This is a genomic window from Kaistia defluvii (assembly GCF_040548815.1).
GTDB lineage: Bacteria > Pseudomonadota > Alphaproteobacteria > Rhizobiales > Kaistiaceae > Kaistia > Kaistia defluvii_A.
Genome location: NZ_JBEPSM010000001.1, coordinates 1,361,156 through 1,378,399 on the forward strand (window position 1 = coordinate 1,361,156; position 17,244 = coordinate 1,378,399).

Below are 17,244 nucleotides of genomic sequence, written 5' to 3' on the forward strand. Positions count from 1 at the left end.
CTTCAATATCGCGGCCGGGAGATCTTCCCGGCCGTTCTTATTTGCTGCTGGAACCGAAATGACGCCCCTGACCCGCGAGGATTTCCGCCTGCGCCCGGCCGATCTGGCCGACATGCCGGCCGTCTACCGGGTCTGTCTCAAGACCGGCAATGCCGGTCAGGACGCAACGGATCGCGAAGACGATCCCGACGCGCTCGGCCACATGTTCATCGGCCCCTATCTGGTGCTGGAGCCGGATTTCGCCTTCGTGCTCGACGGGCCGAACGGCGTCGCCGGCTATGTCATGGGCGCGCTCGACACGCCGGACTTCTACCTGCGCATGGAGCGCGACTGGCTCTCGCGCATCCGCGGCCGGGTCAGGGATCCCGGCGATGACGAAAGCCGCTGGTTCGGCAGCGACTGGGTGCGCCGGCTGATCCACCGGCCGCCTTATCTTTATCCGCCGGCCCTGCACCCCTATCCGTCGCACGGCCATGTCGACTTCCTGCCCGAGGCGCGCGGTCTCGGCTGGGGCAGGCTGGGCTTCGAGCATCTGATGACGGCGCTCAAGGATGCCGGCTCGCCCGGCATGCATCTCGACGTCAGCCCGCACAACCATTCGGCGATCGCCTTCTACCGCAAGCTCGGCTTCGCCCCGGTCATCTCGGACGAACTGCCCTCCGGCGGACTGACCATGGCGCGACGGTTTTAGGATCAAGCAAGACCTTCACCCTACCCTCTCCCGCAAGCGGGCGAGGGCTTTCTGCCGGCGTGCTTCATGGGCGGTTGAGCTTGGTTGAAAGGCGCCGGCGATCCCCCCTCCCGCTCGCGGGAGAGGGTTGGGGTGAGGGTCTGCTTTAAGTCCGATCACCCCAGCGACTTCATCCAGTCCGCCACCGCCTCATAGGTCGCCAGCGTCGCCGGCGGCGGGTTGGGGGCGCCGATGAAGCCGTGGTTGACGCCCTCGACATGCAGATAGGTCGTGGCCACGCCGGCCGACTTCAGCCGCGCGGCGAACAGCGCGCCATCCTCCGCCAGCACGTCATAGGCGGCCGTGAAAACAAGCGTCGGCGGGAAGCCGGCGAGGTCGGCAAGCTCGGCAGTGAGCGGCGAGCAGCGCGGGTCGTTCCAGTCGGCCGGATCGGGCGCATAGAGGTCGCGGAACCAGATCATGTCCGCCTCGGAAAGGCCGACCGAGCCGTCGCCGAACGCCTCGTAGGAGACGCCCGCCCCGATCGCCGTCATGTCGGTGACGGGATAGAAGGCGACCAGCCCGGCGAGATCGGGACCGCGCCCGTCGCGGCCGGTAAGGATGGCGGCGATCGCCAGCGTCGCCCCGGCGCTGTCGCCGGCGAGGAAGATGCGCTCGGGATCGACGCCCAGTTCGGCGGCCCGCGCGACCAGATCGACCACCGCCGCGAAGGCGTCGTTCGCGCCGGCCGGAAACGGTGCTTCCGGCGCCAGCCGGTAGTTGACCGACACCACCAGCGCGCCGGTCGCGTTGACCAGGCGGCGGGCGTTGCGATCATGCGTGTCGTAGCTGCCGAGCACGAAGCCGCCGCCATGCAGATAGACGATGAGGGGCGGCTGTTCCGCGTTGGCTTCGGGGCGGTAGATCCTGGCCGAAAGCGGGCCTTCGGCGCCGGCGACCGTCGTTTCCTCGGTGCCGGCGACTTCCGGCTGTCCGCTGGGGTTCGCCTGCATCGCCTCGAACAGCGCCTTCGCGGCTTCAGGCCCGATATCGGGGAATGCCGGCCGGGTCTGGCGCGCCTTCACCCCTTCGGCGAGCAGCGGGTGCAACGGCTCGACCGTCGCGAGATCAGAATTTGCCATGCTTCAGATATGCCTGTTGCGGATCGGTGCCGGCGAGGATCGCCTTGCGGACGAGGTTTTCCGTCGAGATCGCAGTCTCGGCCCGCTCGACGACTTCGGCAAGATGCCCGGCCGGAATACGGACCAGCCCATCGCGGTCGCCGAGGAAATAGTCTCCCGGCCGGATGTCGATGCCGCCGATCACGATCGGCACATCGGTCGCCACCGGCAACCAGTGCCCGACGATATCGCGCGGCGTGAAACCGCGGCACCAGGTCTGGAAGCCCATTTCGAGCAGGAAATTGGTATCGCGGATAAAGCCATCGACGATCGCCCCGCGCACGCCCTTGTTCTTCAGCGTCTCGGCCGAAAGCTCGCCCATATGCGCGACGATGCGGTCGTTGGGCTGCGACACCCAGATCGAGCCGGAAGGCGCCTTGGAAAGCAGGCCGGTCCAGGCGAGCAGCGTCTCATGGCCATCTGCATCCGGATCGGCGCGCCCCTCGATGGTGAAGGCCGGCCCCGCCAGCGTCCGCTCGGGCATGATCGGGCGCATCTCGGCCGGCAGCGTGAAATCGCGCAGTCCCATGGCGCGCATCACATCATGCACGACGCCGGTGTAGCATGCCTCCAGGCGGGCGGTCAGATCGGTCAAAACATCCTCCCCGATGTCTTTTCTTCCATGTCAGACCGGCAGGCAGGCCGGGCCGATCGGCTCGAAGCTCTTGTAGCCGAGCACGAATTCCTGATGCGCCAGTTCCTCCGACTTGGTGCGCTTGCCGCGCGCCAGGTCGACGACGAGGTCGTGGATCTCGCGCCCGACCTCGTCGAGGCTGGCGCGACCCTCGATGATCCGGCCGGCATCAACATCCATGTCGTCCTCCATCCGGCGATAGGTCTCCGGATTGGCGCAGATCTTCACCACCGGCGAGATCGCCGAGCCGACGACCGAGCCGCGCCCGGTCACGAACAACACGGCATGGCTGCCGCAGGCGATCAGTTCGGCGATTTCGGCATTGTCGTTGATGTTGGGGAAGCCGAAGCGCACTTCGCCATCCGGCACCACGTCGAGCAGATAGAGCCCGCCATGCGGCGGCACGTCGCCCGGCTTGATCAGCCCGGAGATCGGCGAGGCGCCTGACTTCGCATAGGCGCCCATCGACTTTTCCTCGATGGTGGTGAGCCCGCCCTCGGCGTTGCCGGCGGCGAACGAGCCATAGCCAAGCGTCGCATAATAGCGTGCCGCCTTGGCGACCGAGGCTTCCAGGATGGCGCCCAGTTCCGGTGTCACGGCGCGGGCCGCCATGATGTGCTCGCAGCCGATCAGTTCGCCGGTTTCCTCGAAGATGCAGGCAGCCCCTTCCTCGACGAACTGGTCGAAGGCGCGGCCGGCGGCAGGGTTGCCGGAGATGCCGGACGTGCCGTCCGAACCGCCGCAGACCGTGCCGATGATCAGTTCGCTTGGATCCATTTCAACCGTCGGCGCCTCGTCCAGTGCCGCGCGCTGCTCGGCGACGAAGGCCCTGCCCTCGGCCATGGATTTGCGCGTGCCGCCGGCGGCCTGGATGACTATGGTCTTCACCGGCCGGCCGCTGTCGCGCACCTTCTTTTCCAGCGCGTATTTGTTGAAGCTCTCGCAGCCGAGCGAGATCAGCAGCACCGCGCCGACATTGGGATGGGTGCAGAGGCGCTGCATCATCCGTTCAGCGTAGGGATTCGGATAGCAGCCGGGAAAGCCGATCACGTGCACGTCGTGCTCGCGGAACGGGATCGCGATCTCGCGGGCAACGTGATGGGCGCATTCGACGAGATAGGCGACGACGACCGTGTTGCGGATGCCCTTGCGGCCATCGCTGCGCAGCCAGCCGCGCATGGTTTCCGTCTGGGCGACCCTGGATGGGACGGACGCCGCGGTCCCTGTGGCGACAGCCATGCTCATGCGCCCGCTCCCGGCTTGTCCGCGTCCATCAGATGATAGGTCGGCGTGTAGTCGCTCTTGACGTTGTGCACGTGGACCGGCGTGCCGATGGCGATCGCTTCCGTCGCCGTGCCGATCGGCGCGCCATATTTGACGATCTTCTCGCCGGCCGCGATCGGGCGCCGCGCCAGCTTGTGGCCGAGCGGCAGGTCGGCGGCGAGCATCACCTCGGTTCCCGCGACGAGGAGGCACTCGCCAGCCCGGATCCGCATCCGCGCGACCAGCACATTGTCGTCCTCGAACAGCAAAAGCAGTCGGCTGTCCGTCGCGCTCGCAGCGATTGCAAGATCAGGCAAAGGGTTCGGCATGGCGAGGGGGCTCTGCTCAAAAATCCCGTTTCTCCTTAACGCTGCTAGCCCATCGCCTGCCTAAATGAAACATAAAATTTTTTATTGCGTGGCGAGTAAATCCAAGCCTATCGTTGCGGCATGCCCAAGCTGAAGCGCGCCACACTCGCAGAACAGGCCTATGAGGAGCTGCGGAGCCAGATCGTCTCCGGACGCCTGCCGGCGGGCCAACGCCTGCTGGCCGAGCAACTGGCGGGAGAGCTCCTGATCAGCCAGACGCCGGTCAAGGAAGCGATCGCGATGCTGGAGCGCGACGGGCTCGTCGAGGGCACGGCGCGGCGTTCCTCCATCGTGCGCCGCTTCACCCCGGCCGCGATCGAGGAAATCTTCGAGGCCCGGATGCTGGTCGAGCTGGACGCCATCGCCAAGGGCATCGCCGCCGGCCGCGCCACGCCGGAATTCGTGGCCCGTCTGCGCGCCATCTTCGATGCGCACATGACCGAGGTCGCCAAGCAGAATGACGAGGCGCTGGTCGATGCCATCCGCCTCGACCGCGAGTTTCACGAGCTGATTGTCCAGCTCGGCGCCAATGACACGATCGCCAGCTGGCATCGCGTCATCCAGCGCCAGACCCAGACGATCCGCAACTTCACGCTGAAGAGCTACACGCTGGAACGGACGCGGCAGGAGCATTCCGCGATCGTCGAGGCGGTGGCGGACGGCGATGCCGAACAGGCGGTCTCGGCGCTCAAGGCCCATCTGGCCGCGAGCCGGGACGCCATGATGTCGCGCGCACCGGAGGATTTTCCGGTCCGCGCCTGAGGCGGACGACAGCCGAGGTGAAGCGCGATGTCGGAGGAGGACGTCGCCGCGGAAACGACAAACCGGGTCAACCGGACGCTCCGCGGCACGGGACTGCGTGAATGAACCCGTGGGAGGAACCACATGAAGATGCTGAAGAAGACCGCCCCTATTCTGGGCGCGGCAATGCTGGCCACCCTGCTTGGCGCCGGTGCGGCCAAGGCCGAGGGTGAGAAGGTGGCCGTCGATCTGACGACGCTGACCTCGCCGTTCTGGACCTCGTACAACAAGTACATCGTCGAGGAAGCGAAGAAGCAGGGCGTCGACCTGCTCGAGCCCTTCAATTCCGAGTTCGACACGGCCAAGCAGATCACCGGCGTCCAGAACGCGCTGTCGCTCGGCGCCAAGGGCATCATCTTCTCGCCGTTCGAATCCGCTGCCGCCGGCTCCGTGCTGAAGGCGGCCGAGAAGGCCGGCGCCAAGGTCGTGGCCGTCGACGTCGCGCCGGATGCCGGCCCGGTGGCGATCGTCGTGCGCGCCAACAACCTCGCCTATGGCGAGAAGGCCTGCAAATATATCGGCGACAACGTCAAGGAAGGCCCTGTGGTCCAGATCATGGGCGACCAGGCCTCGATCAACGGACGCGATCGCGGCAACGGTTTCCGCGAGTGCATCACCAAGAACTATCCGAACCTGAAGCTGCTCGAGATCCCGACCAAGGCCTGGTCGGGTGAGGACGCCGCCGCCGGTCTCGATGCGCTGCTCAACGCGCAGCCCGACCTGAAGGCGATCTACATGCATGCCGGCGGCGTGTTCCTGGCGCCGACCCTGCAGACCCTCAAGCGCAAGAACCTGCTGAAGCCCGCCGGCGAAGCCGGCCACATCGTCATCGTCTCGAATGACGGCATCCCGCAGGAATTCGATGCCATCCGCAAGGGTGAGATCGACGCCACGGTTTCGCAGCCTGCCGATCTCTATGCCAAGTACGGCATCCAGTACCTGAAGGAAGCGATGGCCGGAAAGACGTTTGCCGCCGGCCCGACCGACCACGACAGCACCATCCTCGAAGTGCGCCCCGGCGTGCTGGAGGACCAGCTCTCGGCGCCGCTCGTCACCAAGGAAAACGTCGACGACAAGAGCTTCTGGGGCAACCAGCTCTAAGGGCGTGATTTCGAACGAAATCATGCACTTGGCGTGAGGTTTTCATAAGCCTGACCCATGCCTTCGGCATGGGTCAGGCCTCCCGAACTCCGGAGACCCCGATGCAGTTTCCCTCTCTTCTCGACGCCGGACGGAGGCACCATGCAGCCGCCTGACGCCACCACCATTCCGATCGTCGAGGCTCGTGGCGTCTCCAAACGCTATGGTCCGACGACCGCGCTGCACGAGGCGCATATCAAGGTCTTCGCCGGCGAGTCGCACGCCTTGGTCGGCCGCAACGGCGCCGGCAAGTCGACCCTGGTCGGCATCCTGACCGGCCTGCGCGCGCCGGATTCCGGCCAGGTGCTGTTCTCCGGCGTGCCGGCCCCGGCCATCTCCGACCGCGAAGGCTGGCGCAAGCATGTCGCCTGCGTCTACCAGCACTCGACGATCATTCCCGACCTGACGGTCGCGGAAAACCTGTTCATCAACCGCCATCCGACCGAGCGCGGCTTCATCAGCTGGTCGACGCTGCGCCGTCGCGCCCGCGAGGTGCTGGATCAGTGGGGCGTCAATGTCTCGGAAGATGCCCGCGCCGGTGACCTTCGCATCGAGGCGCGGCAGCTGGTCGAGATCGCCCGCGCCCTCTCCTATGGCGCCCGCTTCATCATTCTCGACGAGCCGACGGCACAGCTGGACGGCGACGAGATCAAGCGCCTGTTCACCCGCATCCGCGAGCTTCAGGCGGCCGGCGTCACCTTCCTATTCATCTCGCACCATCTGCAGGAAGTTTACGAAATCTGCCAGGCGGTGACCGTGCTGCGCGACGCGCGCCACATCATCACCGCGCCGGTCGCCGACCTGCCGAAGGATCGGCTGATCGAGGCGATGACGGGCGAGCATGTCCATCTCGGCGTCTCCGACGCCGCCGGCCGCACCGTGCCGGAAAGCGCCGCCGTGGCGCTCGAGATCGACCGCGTATCCGGCGAAGACTTCCAGGACGTCAGCTTCAATATCCGCCGCGGCGAAGTCGTCGGCCTTTCCGGACCGACCGGCGGCGGGCGTATCGGCCTCGCCGAAGCCGTGGCGGGCCTGTCGCCCTATAGCGGCGGGACGATCCGCATCGACCAGAAGACCCTGCCCTCCGGCGATGTTGCCGCGGCGCTGGAGCTTGGCGTCGGCTGCGTGCCGAAGAGCCGGCACGACCAGGGGCTGGTGCTGTCGCAATCCGTTGCCGACAACGCGATCATGACGGTGAACCGCCATCTCGGCCCCTTCGGCTTCATCGCGCCGAAGCGTCGGTCGGAACTGACCAACCGGACGATATCCTCGCTCGGAATCGTCACCCAGGGGCCCGACCAGCTGGTCTCCGGCCTCTCCGGCGGCAACCAGCAGAAGGTCGTGATGGGCCGCGCGCTCGCCAACGACCCGTCCGTCCTCGTCCTGATGGACCCGACCGCCGGCGTCGACGTCAAGTCGAAGGAAGCGCTGCTGACCGTCATCGAGCGGATGCGGCAGGAGGGCAAGGCCATCCTCGTCGTCAGCAGCGAGATCGAGGATCTGAGAACCTGTGACCGCGTGCTGGTGATGCAGCATGGATCGGTCGTCGCGGAACACAAGGCAGGCTGGAGCGACAATGCGCTCGTCGCCTCCATCGAAGGGATCGAGCTCGCATGAACACGCAACCCACAGCCACGGCGGCAACGCTCGGAGCCGGCACCAAGCCCGCGCCGCGCCGCTCGATGATCCGCCTGCATGACCTGGCGCTGCTGCCGGCGCTGGTGATCCTGATCATCATCGGCGCCTTCATCAGCCCGGCCTTCCTGACCCAGGGCAACATCAACACCGTCCTCACCTCCTCGGCCGCGCTGGCGCTCGTGGTGCTGGCGGAATCGCTGATCATCATCACCGGCAAGTTCGATCTGTCGCTGGAATCGACGGCCGGCTTTGCGCCTGCGATCGGTGCCCTGCTGGTACTTCCCGTCGCCAATAACGGCTTCGGGGTCGAGCTGCCGACCTTTGTCGGCATCCTGATCGTCATCGGCGTCGGCGCGCTGATCGGCCTGATCAACGGCATCCTCGTCGTCCGCTTCACGCTGAACGCCTTCATCGTGACGCTGGCCATGCTGATCATCCTGCGCGGCATGCTGGTCGGCGCCACCAGCGGGCGAACCCTGTTCGACCTGCCGGACGCCTTCTATGCGCTGATGATCATCACCATCCTCGGCCTGCCGCTGGCGGTCTGGCTGGCGGCGCTCGCGTTCATCGTCGCCGGCATCGTGCTGCGCTATCACCGGCTCGGCCGCGCGCTCTATGCAATCGGCGGCAATCCGGAGGCGGCGCGCGCTGCCGGCATCCGGGTCGAGCGCATCACCATCGGCGTCTACATCCTGGCCGGCATGCTGGCGGCGGTTGGCGGGCTGGTGATCACCGGCTATGTCGGCGCCATCAGCGCCAACCAGGGCAATGGCATGATCTTCACCGTCTTCGCCGCGGCGGTGATCGGCGGCATCTCGCTCGATGGCGGGCGCGGCACCATGTTCGGCGCGCTCACAGGCGTGCTGCTGCTCGGCGTCGTGCAGAACCTGCTGACGCTGGCGCAGGTGCCTTCGTTCTGGATCCAGGCAATCTATGGCGCCATCATCCTCGGCGCGCTGATGATCGCCCGCATGGCCTCGGGTAAGGCGCAGACCTGACCGGCCCCAAACGTCCTTCCCAAACAAAAGCCGCCGCATCGAGGGGTGCGGCGGCTCTCTTGTTTTCACAGGCTACCGGTTAGATCCGGCGCGCCATCTTGCAGAGCTTGACCAGGTCTGCGTCGAAGGTGAACGGATTGCGCAGGATGGTCGGGCACTTGTTGCGAAGGGCCTGCTTGTCCGCGCCGCTCAGGCCGCTGTCGGAGACGGAGGTCGGGCCGTCGGGATTGCCGGCACCGGGACCGCCAGGGCCTCCCGGTCCGCCAGGGCCTCCGGGACCTCCGGGGCCACCAGGGCCTCCCGGACCGCCCGTGCCGGAGCCACACGAGCCACCGACGCTCAGGCAGAGATTGAGCAGACGGCCGGGCTGAAGCACGGCCAGCCGCGTATCGAGCACGCCCAGGATCTGGCTGCGATCGCCGCTGCCGCAGGCGGAGCCGCCGCCGGCATTGAGGCAGACCTTCGCCAGTTCCTTCTTGGACAGCACCGCCGCCTTTGCGTTGATGCCGCCGATCAGCCTGGACCGAACGCGGGCATTGGCGACGCCGTTCTTGCCGAGCACATTGGCGGTGACCCTGGTGCCGCCTCGGGCGTCCTTGCCGCCGCAGCTTGCGCCGACATTGACGCAGACATTGGCCAGCTGGTCCTTGGAGAGGAGCTTGAGCCTGGCATCGACCAGCTGGATGACCTGTTCGCGGCTTCCGCCGCAGCCCGCCTGCCCGCCGACACTGAGGCACAGCCGGACCAGTTCGCGCTTGGACAGAACATCGACGCGAGCGTCGATGCCGGAAAGCAGCGTCGACCGCGAGGTGTTTCTCATGGACGAGGTGCCGGACGTATTGCCGGTCAGCCCGCCCGTGACGCTCCCGACGGTGTTGCCCACGGCGCCGGTGACGCCATTGACGGTGCCGCCGACGGCATTGCCGACACCGGCAACCGTTCCACCCACGGCATTGCCTGTATTGGAGACCGTGGAGCCGAGACCGCCACCGACGGCTCCGCCCACCGCTCCGGTCACACCGGACACGGTTCCCCCGACGGCTCCTGTAACGCCGCTGACGACACCGCCTAGACCGCCGTCGGCGTAAGCCGGCGCCAGCATGGTTCCCATCAGCAACGCTGCCGATGTGGCCGCGATTCGAAGTCCGATCATGAAGCCCTCCATTGCTGCACGTTACACAAAGCCCACCCTTAGGACGATTTAACGCCAACTATCCTTAGAAGGTTTCAAGGAGACTAAAATAATAAATCGACAATCTTACAGAATATATCGATTCCAAGCCGGATATGCCCGGATCAAATTGCCATTCACTTCGAATTTTGAATTAATTTCTGCATCGCAATACGGTGAGACGGCGTGGTAAACCGCATTACTTGCTATGATTGGCACTCGCAATATCGTGGTTAACTCTACGGCATGAGAGAGCGATCGAGATCGTGGCGAAAGCTTGAATCAAACATGGCAACATTGGGAATCATGTTGATTCCGCCGCGCATACCTCGCAAGGACCGTTGCGGCTTGCCCTTTTTTGTGAAGCAGATCCGGTCAATTATATATCTACATAGATTATAGAATATAGATTTTCATCATAATTATGAAGAGCCGGCAAAATGATGCATAAGTCGGGATAATTAAGCCACTAGTGAAATTCATAAAACCGTTATACTTCAAATGTCGCTGCTTTTGCGTTGCACCATAGTCTGCGGTGGCTAGGTTGCCGGTGCCAGCCGCGAGGGGTCGCAGCGGGCACCGTACGCAGTGTCCGAAACACGGATGCGCGACGGCCAACAGGAATGGGGGTCTGGGGCGCTTTGCTGTCGCACCGGTCTGATCTGCGGGTCAGCACGGGGCCGGAGCGGCTGCGCATTTGTACCCTCCCAATTTTGGAAGGTCAGAAATGACGTTTAAGTCTGTAATTCTCGGCTCCGCGGCCGCGATCATGGTCGCTGGCGCAGCCAATGCCGCCGATCTCACCGTCGCCGAACCGGTCGACTACGTGAAGGTCTGCGACGCCTTCGGCAAGGGCTTCTTCTATTCGCCCGGCACCGACACCTGCATCAAGGTCGGCGGCTATGTGAAGTTCATCACCTCGTTCGGTGACAACTCTTCAAACTTCCCCGCCTATAACAAGGCATACCCGACCAGCAACTGGGGCAACTTCGTCACCGAGGCCTCCATCCAGGTCACGGCTTCGTCGATCACCGAATACGGCAATCTGACCGGCTGGATCGATTACCGCGCCAAGACCGGCAACACCGCCGACGGCGGCGAGACGGTCGCGGACTACGTCAACGCCTCGACCAACTCGGCCTATGTCGACACGGCCTGGCTGCAGTTCGGCCCGGTCAAAGCCGGTTACTTCGACTCGCTGTTCGATTTCGGCCAGGGCTTCACGGATAAGGGCAGCTATTCGTCGGACACCAAGACCGACCACATCGAGCTTTCCTATACGGTGAACGGCTTCGGTCTCGCCGTCTCGCTCGAAGATCCGCGCGATCGTAACGCTGTCGGCTATTCTGAGACGTATGGCGGCAACGACAACATGCCGGACGTCATCGGCGCTGTGACCTATAGCAGCGGCATCTTCAAGACCAAGATTGCGGGTGCCTACTTCAAGCACGCCGTCGATATCGTCAACAACCGCCGTGACCCGCAGGATGGCTTCGCCGTCGGCGGTATCGTCGAACTGGCGCTCGACAGCATCACGAAGGGCGACAAGTTCCAGCTCTACGCGGCCTATGCCCAGAACGGCAACTCGTTTACCGGCATCACGGGCGGTTCGTCGGTCGCCGGCTACACCGGTTACGGCGCGATGACGGGCGGCAAGGGTCTCGATCAGGTCCCGGGCGACAGCTGGAGCACCTTCGCGTCCTACAAGCATGTCTGGACCGATCGCGTCTGGTCGGCGCTCACGGTCGGTTACGCCAAGTTCGACGGCACCGCCGACTATACCAATTGGGCTGACCGCGAATTCGACGCCTTCCGCGTTGGCGGCGCCGTCAACTTCACCCCGGTCAAGGGCCTCGACCTGATGGTCGATGCTGCCTACAACAAGATCGATTCCGATACGGCTGCCATCGACGGCGACGCCTGGTCGACCACGATCTGGCTGAAGCGCTCCTGGTAAGCGATACGGCTCCACGCCGCGAGGCATGGATCCTGGACCCGGCGGAGCGATGCGCCGGGTTTCCTTTTGCCGGTCAATCCCGCAGCAGAGCCGCCAGGATCGTCGCGCGCTCGGCGGCGAGGTCGCCCTCGCCCGCCTTCTGTCCGGCCTGACCATACCAGTAGCGCGCGTTCCAGAGATCGCCCTCGATGCGGTGGACATGGGCGTGCAGCCAGGCGCCGGCGCGGCTGGCGTCATCCTGGACCAGGGCGTGCGCCGCCTCCCACTCGCCCTTTTCCAGATGCCAGAGCGCCCGCAGCGGCGCCGAGAGCCCCGGGGGCGGCTCGGCATCGGCAAGCGTCGCGCGGAAGCTTTCCGGCGATGCGGTAGGTGTCCGATCCATGCTCTTCCTTCCCAAACAAACGTTGCAGCGAAGCAATGAGGCCAACGCGCGGCCCTTACCATGCCAAACTGGCTTGCCCGCGCCAATGGACAGCATTACAAGCTCTACTGTCTCAGGAGTTTGGATGTCGACTACTTCGCAGTCCCGGTGATCCCCTGCCCGTAAGCGGCAGGGATTGAAGTCCTCGCGCCCTTGGCGCGCGGCCCGCGGAATCGCGGCTGCGATCACCTGATTCCTGAACGAAATCCCATCATGAATGTCTCGAAAGTCGAGCAGCGTGTCTTGCACGCGCTCGCCCAGGGCGGCGTTATCCGCCATCGCAAGAATGACTCCGGCCGCATCATCGCGGTGGACTGCACAACCCGGGACGGCTGGATCCTGACGGATTGTTCGCTCGACCTGTTCCAGCGCCTGAAGCGGCGGCGGCTGATCGCGTCGCAGAACGGCGCGCCCTACCGCATCACGCGGACAGGCCTGGACGCGGTGCGGGCCCAGTTGGACAACCGCTGAACAACGAGGCCGGCGGACTCTCGGGCTCGCCGGCCTCCCCAGTTGCGGTACGAGGGCTACGGACTGGAAGACGACCATCAAGGAGGCAGTTTTGCCCTTCACCTCTCCCTGAGGAGGGGCTGGAGCGAAGCTCTGGGAGAGGGTTTAGGGAACCATCTGGTGAGGCCGTAAACCCTCACCCGCCGCACTGCGTGCGTCGACCTCTCCCTCAGGGAGAGGTGAAAGTTGGTGCTTCAAACCCGATTGATTCTTCCTAAGCGCAGCCGGCCTTGCCTTACTGCGCGAGGCGCGCGGCGATGGTGCGCCGCTCGAACTCGATGTTCCACTCGATGAGCCGGCGCCAGAGATCGCGCGCCAGCTGCTCGTCAAGGCCAGCTTCCCCCGCCGCCACGGCGACGCGGTCGAGCACCTCGTCAACCCGTTCCGGCACCAGCGCCTCGTCCGGCGAAGACTTGATCTCGGCCATCCGCTGCACATAGCCGAAGCGCTCGGCCAGCAAGGCGACGAGATCGGCATCCAGCCGATCGATCTCGGTGCGGATATGCGCCTTGGTGATGCAGTCGGCCGGCTTGCGGATCATGTCACCACCACTTGGACGGCGTGAACGTGCCGGCGGCGTCCTCGATCACCTGGCCGAGGCGGAACAGCGTCTCTTCCTCGAACGGGCGGCCGATCAGCTGCAGGCCGAGCGGCAGCTTCGACTTGTCGAGGCCGGCAGGGACTGCCAGGCCAGGCAGGCCCGCCATGTTGACCGTCACGGTGAAGATGTCGTTCAGGTACATCTCCACCGGCGACGCCGTCGTCATTTCCGCGAGGCCGAAGGCGGCCGAAGGAGTCGCCGGCGTCAGCACGGCGTCGACGCCGGCTTCGAAAGCGAGATCGAAATCGCGCTTGATCAGCGTGCGGATCTTCTGCGCGCGGACGTAATAGGCGTCGTAATAGCCGGCCGACAGCACATAGGTGCCGATCAGGATGCGGCGCTTCACTTCATGACCGAAGCCGGCCGAGCGAGTGTTCTCATACATCGAGGCGATGTCTTCGCCCGGCACGCGCAGGCCATAGCGCACGCCGTCATAGCGGGCGAGGTTCGACGAAGCCTCAGCGGGCGCCACGATGTAATAGGCAGGCAGGGCATATTTCGTGTGCGGCAGCGAGATGTCGACGATCTCGGCGCCTGCTTCCTTCAGCCAGGCGATGCCCTGCTGCCAGAGCGCCTCGATCTCGGCCGACATGCCGTCGAGCCGGTATTCGCGCGGGATGCCGATCCGCAGCCCCTTCACCGACTGGCCGACGGCGCCCTCGTAATCGCCCACCGGCACGTCGACGGAGGTGGTGTCCTTGGCGTCGACCGAAGCCATAGACTTCAGCAGGATGGCGGCGTCGCGCACGGTGCGGGCGATCGGGCCGGCCTGGTCCAGCGACGAGGCGAAGGCGACCGTGCCCCAGCGCGAGCAGCGGCCATAGGTCGGCTTGATGCCGACCGTGCCGGTGAAGGCGGCCGGCTGGCGGATCGAGCCGCCGGTATCGGTTGCGGTAGCACCCGCGCAAAGGCGCGCGGCCACGGCGGCGGCGGAACCGCCCGACGAGCCGCCCGGCACCAGCGGCGCGTTGGAGCCTTCCTTGCGCCAGGGATTGACGACCGGGCCGTAGAACGACGTCTCGTTCGACGAGCCCATGGCGAACTCGTCCATGTTCAGCTTGCCGAGCATGACCGCGCCGTCATTCCAGAGATTGGCCGTGACGGTCGATTCATAGTTAGGCTTGAACTTGTCGAGGATGTGCGACGCGGCCTGGGTATGCACGCCCTCGGTCGCGAACAGGTCCTTGACGCCGATCGGCACGCCTTCCAGCGCACGCGCCTCGCCCTTGGCCAGCTTCTCGTCGGAAGCCGCCGCCATGCTGAGCGCCTGCTCCGGCGTCTCGACGATATAGGCGTTGAGCGCGCGAGCCGCCTCCATCGAGGCGAGATAGGCCTTGGTCAGTTCCGAGGCGGAGAAGGCCTTGGCGGTGAGGCCGTCGCGGATTTCGGCAATGGTCAGGCTGGTCAGGTCGGTCGAAGACATCGGCATCTCGAATGTCAGGAGGCGGTGCGCGGCGTCACCGGGCTTGAGGACGCGCGGCGCCCTCTTCGGAAAAGTCGGCGTCTAGCGCCCGGCGGTCACTCGACGACCTTGGGCACGACGAAGAAATCATCATCCGAGATCGGCGCATTGGCGACGACGCGATCGGCATAGAAGCCGTCGGTGACAATATCGGCGCGCTTCTTCATCGTCTGGGCGACGACCGAGGTCAGCGGCTCGACGCCCTCGACATCGACCTCGTTCAATTGCTCGGCAAAGCCGAGAATCGCGTTGATCTCGCCCTGGAAGGATTGGGCTTCCTCCTCGGTGACAGCGATCCGGGCGAGATGAGCGACCCGCTTGACGGTGGCGATGTCGACGGACATGGCGAGAACCCTTTGGCAAGAGCCGTTGAGAGCCGGTTGAGCGCGGCGGCCACGGCGGAAATGATCCGCTCGCTATATCACCCGCCTCTGCCGCATCGCAACTGAACAGGCCGAAAGCAGGAAGGATTGCCGCCCGCAGCGACCTTGCGCCGCCGCCCTGCCGCATCAATTGCAGCCCCGCTCCCGGACGGATAGTTTCGCGTATCGCGGCATCGCGCCGCCACCGGGCCGTCATGTCGATCTCTGCCAATGCCATTGCCGGCTTCTGCCGCGACTGCCTGACGCCCGCTTCCGGGCCGCGTTGCCGCGCCTGTGGCAGCCCGCGCATCGCCGCGCACCCGGAACTCGGCACGCTCTCCATCACCCATGTCGATTGCGACGCCTTCTATGCCTCGATCGAGAAGCGCGACGACGCGAGCCTTGCCGACCAGGCCGTCATCATCGGCGGGGGTAAGCGCGGCGTCGTCTCGACCTGCTGCTACATCGCCCGCATCCACGGCGTCCGCTCGGCCATGCCGATGTACAAGGCGCTCGACCTCTGCCCGGACGCAGTTGTGATTCGGCCGAACATGGAGAAATACGTCGCCGTCGGCCACCAGATCCGCACGCTGATGCAGGAGCTGACGCCGCTTGTCGAGCCGATCTCGATCGACGAAGCCTTCCTCGATCTCTCCGGCACCGAACGGCTGCATGGCGCCCCGCCGGCGCTGACCATCGCCCGCTTCGCCCGCCGCGTCGAACAGGAGATCGGCATCACCATCTCGGTCGGTCTCTCCTTCAACAAGTTCCTCGCCAAGCTCGCCTCCGACCTCGACAAGCCGCGCGGCTTCTCCGTCATCGGCCGGGCCGAAGCGCTGACCTTCCTGGCCGAAAAGCCGGTCGGCATGATCTGGGGCGTCGGCAAGGCGCTGGAGGCGAAGCTCGCCGAACAGGGCATCAAGACGATCGGCCAGCTGCAGCGCATGGAGGAGAGCGACCTCGCCAAGCGCTACGGCGTCATGGGGCTGCGGCTCGCCCGCCTTGCCCGCGCCGACGACCGCCGCACCGTCGAGCCGCGCCACGAGGCGAAATCGATCGGCGCGGAGACCACCTTCGACCACGACCACGCCGACCTCGCGACGCTCCGCCCGATCCTGCGCCGCCTGTCGGAAAAGGTCTCCGCCCGCCTGAAGCGCGCCGAGCTCGCCGCCTGCAACGTGACGCTGAAGCTCAAATCCTCCGATTTCAAACTTCGCACCCGCTCGCGCCAGCTCGCCGACCCGACCCGCCTCGCCGACCGCATCTTTCGCACGGCGGAGCAGTTGCTGGCGCACGAGACCGACGGCACCACCTATCGCCTGATCGGCGTGTCGGTATCGGATTTCTCCGATCCGCAGCGGGCCGATCCGGACGATCTCGTCGACCCCGCCGCCGCCAAGCGCGCCAAGGCAGAGGCCGCGATCGACAAGGTGCGCGGCAAGTTCGGCAAGGCCGCCGTCGAGCACGGCCTGACGTTTCGCAAGCCGGAATAGCGCCGAGTCCGCCTTGGTCTTGTTACGCCCCGCCGCTATGCTTTTCGGCAAACGCTGCGTTGAACAACAAGATGGGGAGCGAAGCCATGACCGAAAAGCCGGCGAGACAGCGCGCCACGGCCAGATCCGCCGCGAAGCCCGCGGCCGACAACGATCCGGCAAGACCCCCACTCCTCGCCGGCGGCAATCCGCAGATTCCCAAGGGCTTTGGCGATGAACCCGTGCAGGCCTATATCGCCGCCATGCCGGAATGGAAGCACGCGGTCGGCAAGCGCCTCGACGCCATCATCACCCGCGCGGTGCCGGGCGTGCGCAAGGCGGTCAAATGGAACTCGCCCCTCTATGGCGCCGACGAGGACGGCTGGTTCCTCGGCCTTCACTGCATGACCAAATACGTCAAGGTCGCCTTCTTCCGCGGCGCAGCCCTCGATCCGCCGCCGCCGGAATCCTCCAAGCAGGCCCATGTGCGCTACTTCCATATCCATGAGGATCGCCCGTTCGACGAGGCGCAGTTCGAGGCCTGGGTGAAGCAGGCGAGCCGCCTGCCCGGCGAAAAGATGTGACGGGAGGACAC

General features: G+C 65.4%; 18 protein-coding genes. 9 read left to right on the top strand and 9 right to left on the bottom strand.

The annotated features are described in order from the left end of the window. The first annotated feature begins 58 nt into the window (after positions 1-58). Entirely contained in the window at positions 59-691 is a 633-nt protein-coding gene (locus ABIE08_RS06390) for a GNAT family N-acetyltransferase (RefSeq protein ID WP_354549578.1), read from the top strand. Positions 692-846: 155 nt separating this feature from the next. Here ABIE08_RS06390 and ABIE08_RS06395 read toward each other — a convergent pair whose 3' ends face one another. Genes ABIE08_RS06395 through ABIE08_RS06410 form a run of 4 tightly spaced genes read right to left on the bottom strand, consistent with a single transcriptional unit; the run spans position 847 to position 4,065 of the window. Then, positions 847-1,812 (bottom strand): alpha/beta hydrolase, encoded by a 966-nt coding sequence (locus ABIE08_RS06395; protein WP_354549580.1) that lies wholly within the window; start codon positions 1,810-1,812, stop codon positions 847-849. After that, complete coding sequence (locus tag ABIE08_RS06400) at positions 1,799-2,446, bottom strand: RraA family protein (RefSeq protein WP_354549582.1); 648 nt, start codon at positions 2,444-2,446, stop codon at positions 1,799-1,801. Before ABIE08_RS06400 ends, ABIE08_RS06395 begins: the two co-directional genes overlap by 14 nt. Before the next feature lie 30 nt (positions 2,447-2,476). Further along, positions 2,477-3,730 (bottom strand): UxaA family hydrolase, encoded by a 1,254-nt coding sequence (locus tag ABIE08_RS06405; protein ID WP_354549584.1) that lies wholly within the window; start codon positions 3,728-3,730, stop codon positions 2,477-2,479. Beyond that, positions 3,727-4,065 (bottom strand): UxaA family hydrolase, encoded by a 339-nt coding sequence (locus ABIE08_RS06410; RefSeq protein ID WP_354549586.1) that lies wholly within the window; start codon positions 4,063-4,065, stop codon positions 3,727-3,729. The genes ABIE08_RS06405 and ABIE08_RS06410 overlap by 4 nt, the downstream gene beginning before the upstream one ends. 132 nt (positions 4,066-4,197) lie before the next feature. On the opposite strand from ABIE08_RS06410, the gene ABIE08_RS06415 reads away from it, so the two are divergent. From ABIE08_RS06415 to ABIE08_RS06430, 4 genes are all read left to right on the top strand, one after another. Further along, the gene (locus ABIE08_RS06415) at positions 4,198-4,878 is read left to right on the top strand and encodes a GntR family transcriptional regulator (protein ID WP_354549588.1); all 681 of its coding nucleotides are present in this window, start codon (positions 4,198-4,200) and stop codon (positions 4,876-4,878) included. 123 nt (positions 4,879-5,001) lie between these two features. Then, on the top strand, positions 5,002-6,018 hold the full coding sequence (locus tag ABIE08_RS06420; protein WP_354549589.1) for a sugar ABC transporter substrate-binding protein: 1,017 nt from the start codon (positions 5,002-5,004) through the stop codon (positions 6,016-6,018). Between the two features lie 141 nt (positions 6,019-6,159). Next, a complete protein-coding gene (locus tag ABIE08_RS06425; protein WP_354549591.1) occupies positions 6,160-7,674 on the top strand; it encodes a sugar ABC transporter ATP-binding protein in 1,515 nt (504 codons plus the stop codon). After that, on the top strand, positions 7,671-8,693 hold the full coding sequence (locus ABIE08_RS06430) for an ABC transporter permease (RefSeq protein ID WP_354549593.1): 1,023 nt from the start codon (positions 7,671-7,673) through the stop codon (positions 8,691-8,693). Before ABIE08_RS06425 ends, ABIE08_RS06430 begins: the two co-directional genes overlap by 4 nt. Before the next feature lie 79 nt (positions 8,694-8,772). Here the strand turns inward: ABIE08_RS06430 and ABIE08_RS06435 are convergent, their stop codons facing one another. Then, positions 8,773-9,846 carry a hypothetical protein gene (locus ABIE08_RS06435; RefSeq protein ID WP_354549595.1) on the bottom strand — a complete coding sequence of 358 codons (1,074 nt, stop codon included), beginning with the start codon at positions 9,844-9,846 and terminating at the stop codon, positions 8,773-8,775. Positions 9,847-10,591: 745 nt separating this feature from the next. Between ABIE08_RS06435 and ABIE08_RS06440 the strand changes: the two genes are divergently transcribed. Then, on the top strand, positions 10,592-11,821 hold the full coding sequence (locus tag ABIE08_RS06440) for a porin (RefSeq protein ID WP_354549597.1): 1,230 nt from the start codon (positions 10,592-10,594) through the stop codon (positions 11,819-11,821). A gap of 73 nt (positions 11,822-11,894) precedes the next feature. Here the strand turns inward: ABIE08_RS06440 and ABIE08_RS06445 are convergent, their stop codons facing one another. Further along, positions 11,895-12,203 carry a hypothetical protein gene (locus ABIE08_RS06445; protein WP_354549599.1) on the bottom strand — a complete coding sequence of 103 codons (309 nt, stop codon included), beginning with the start codon at positions 12,201-12,203 and terminating at the stop codon, positions 11,895-11,897. 252 nt (positions 12,204-12,455) lie between these two features. On the opposite strand from ABIE08_RS06445, the gene ABIE08_RS06450 reads away from it, so the two are divergent. Next, on the top strand, positions 12,456-12,713 hold the full coding sequence (locus ABIE08_RS06450) for a YjhX family toxin (protein ID WP_354549600.1): 258 nt from the start codon (positions 12,456-12,458) through the stop codon (positions 12,711-12,713). A gap of 274 nt (positions 12,714-12,987) precedes the next feature. On the opposite strand, the gene ABIE08_RS06455 is transcribed toward ABIE08_RS06450, so the two are convergent. From ABIE08_RS06455 to gatC, 3 genes are all read right to left on the bottom strand, one after another. Continuing rightward, a complete protein-coding gene (locus tag ABIE08_RS06455) occupies positions 12,988-13,293 on the bottom strand; it encodes a chorismate mutase (protein WP_354549602.1) in 306 nt (101 codons plus the stop codon). 1 nt (position 13,294) lies between these two features. Then, the gene (gene gatA / locus ABIE08_RS06460) at positions 13,295-14,776 is read right to left on the bottom strand and encodes an Asp-tRNA(Asn)/Glu-tRNA(Gln) amidotransferase subunit GatA (protein WP_354549604.1); all 1,482 of its coding nucleotides are present in this window, start codon (positions 14,774-14,776) and stop codon (positions 13,295-13,297) included. Positions 14,777-14,871: 95 nt separating this feature from the next. Further along, a complete protein-coding gene (gene gatC / locus ABIE08_RS06465; RefSeq protein ID WP_354549606.1) occupies positions 14,872-15,159 on the bottom strand; it encodes an Asp-tRNA(Asn)/Glu-tRNA(Gln) amidotransferase subunit GatC in 288 nt (95 codons plus the stop codon). A 233-nt stretch (positions 15,160-15,392) separates the two neighbouring features. On the opposite strand from gatC, the gene ABIE08_RS06470 reads away from it, so the two are divergent. Together ABIE08_RS06470 and ABIE08_RS06475 are read left to right on the top strand one after the other, a co-directional pair. Next, a complete protein-coding gene (locus ABIE08_RS06470; protein ID WP_354549608.1) occupies positions 15,393-16,670 on the top strand; it encodes a DNA polymerase IV in 1,278 nt (425 codons plus the stop codon). An 86-nt stretch (positions 16,671-16,756) separates the two neighbouring features. Beyond that, positions 16,757-17,233, top strand: a complete 477-nt coding sequence (locus tag ABIE08_RS06475; protein WP_354549610.1) for a DUF1801 domain-containing protein — start codon at positions 16,757-16,759, stop codon at positions 17,231-17,233. Positions 17,234-17,244: the final 11 nt, after the last annotated feature.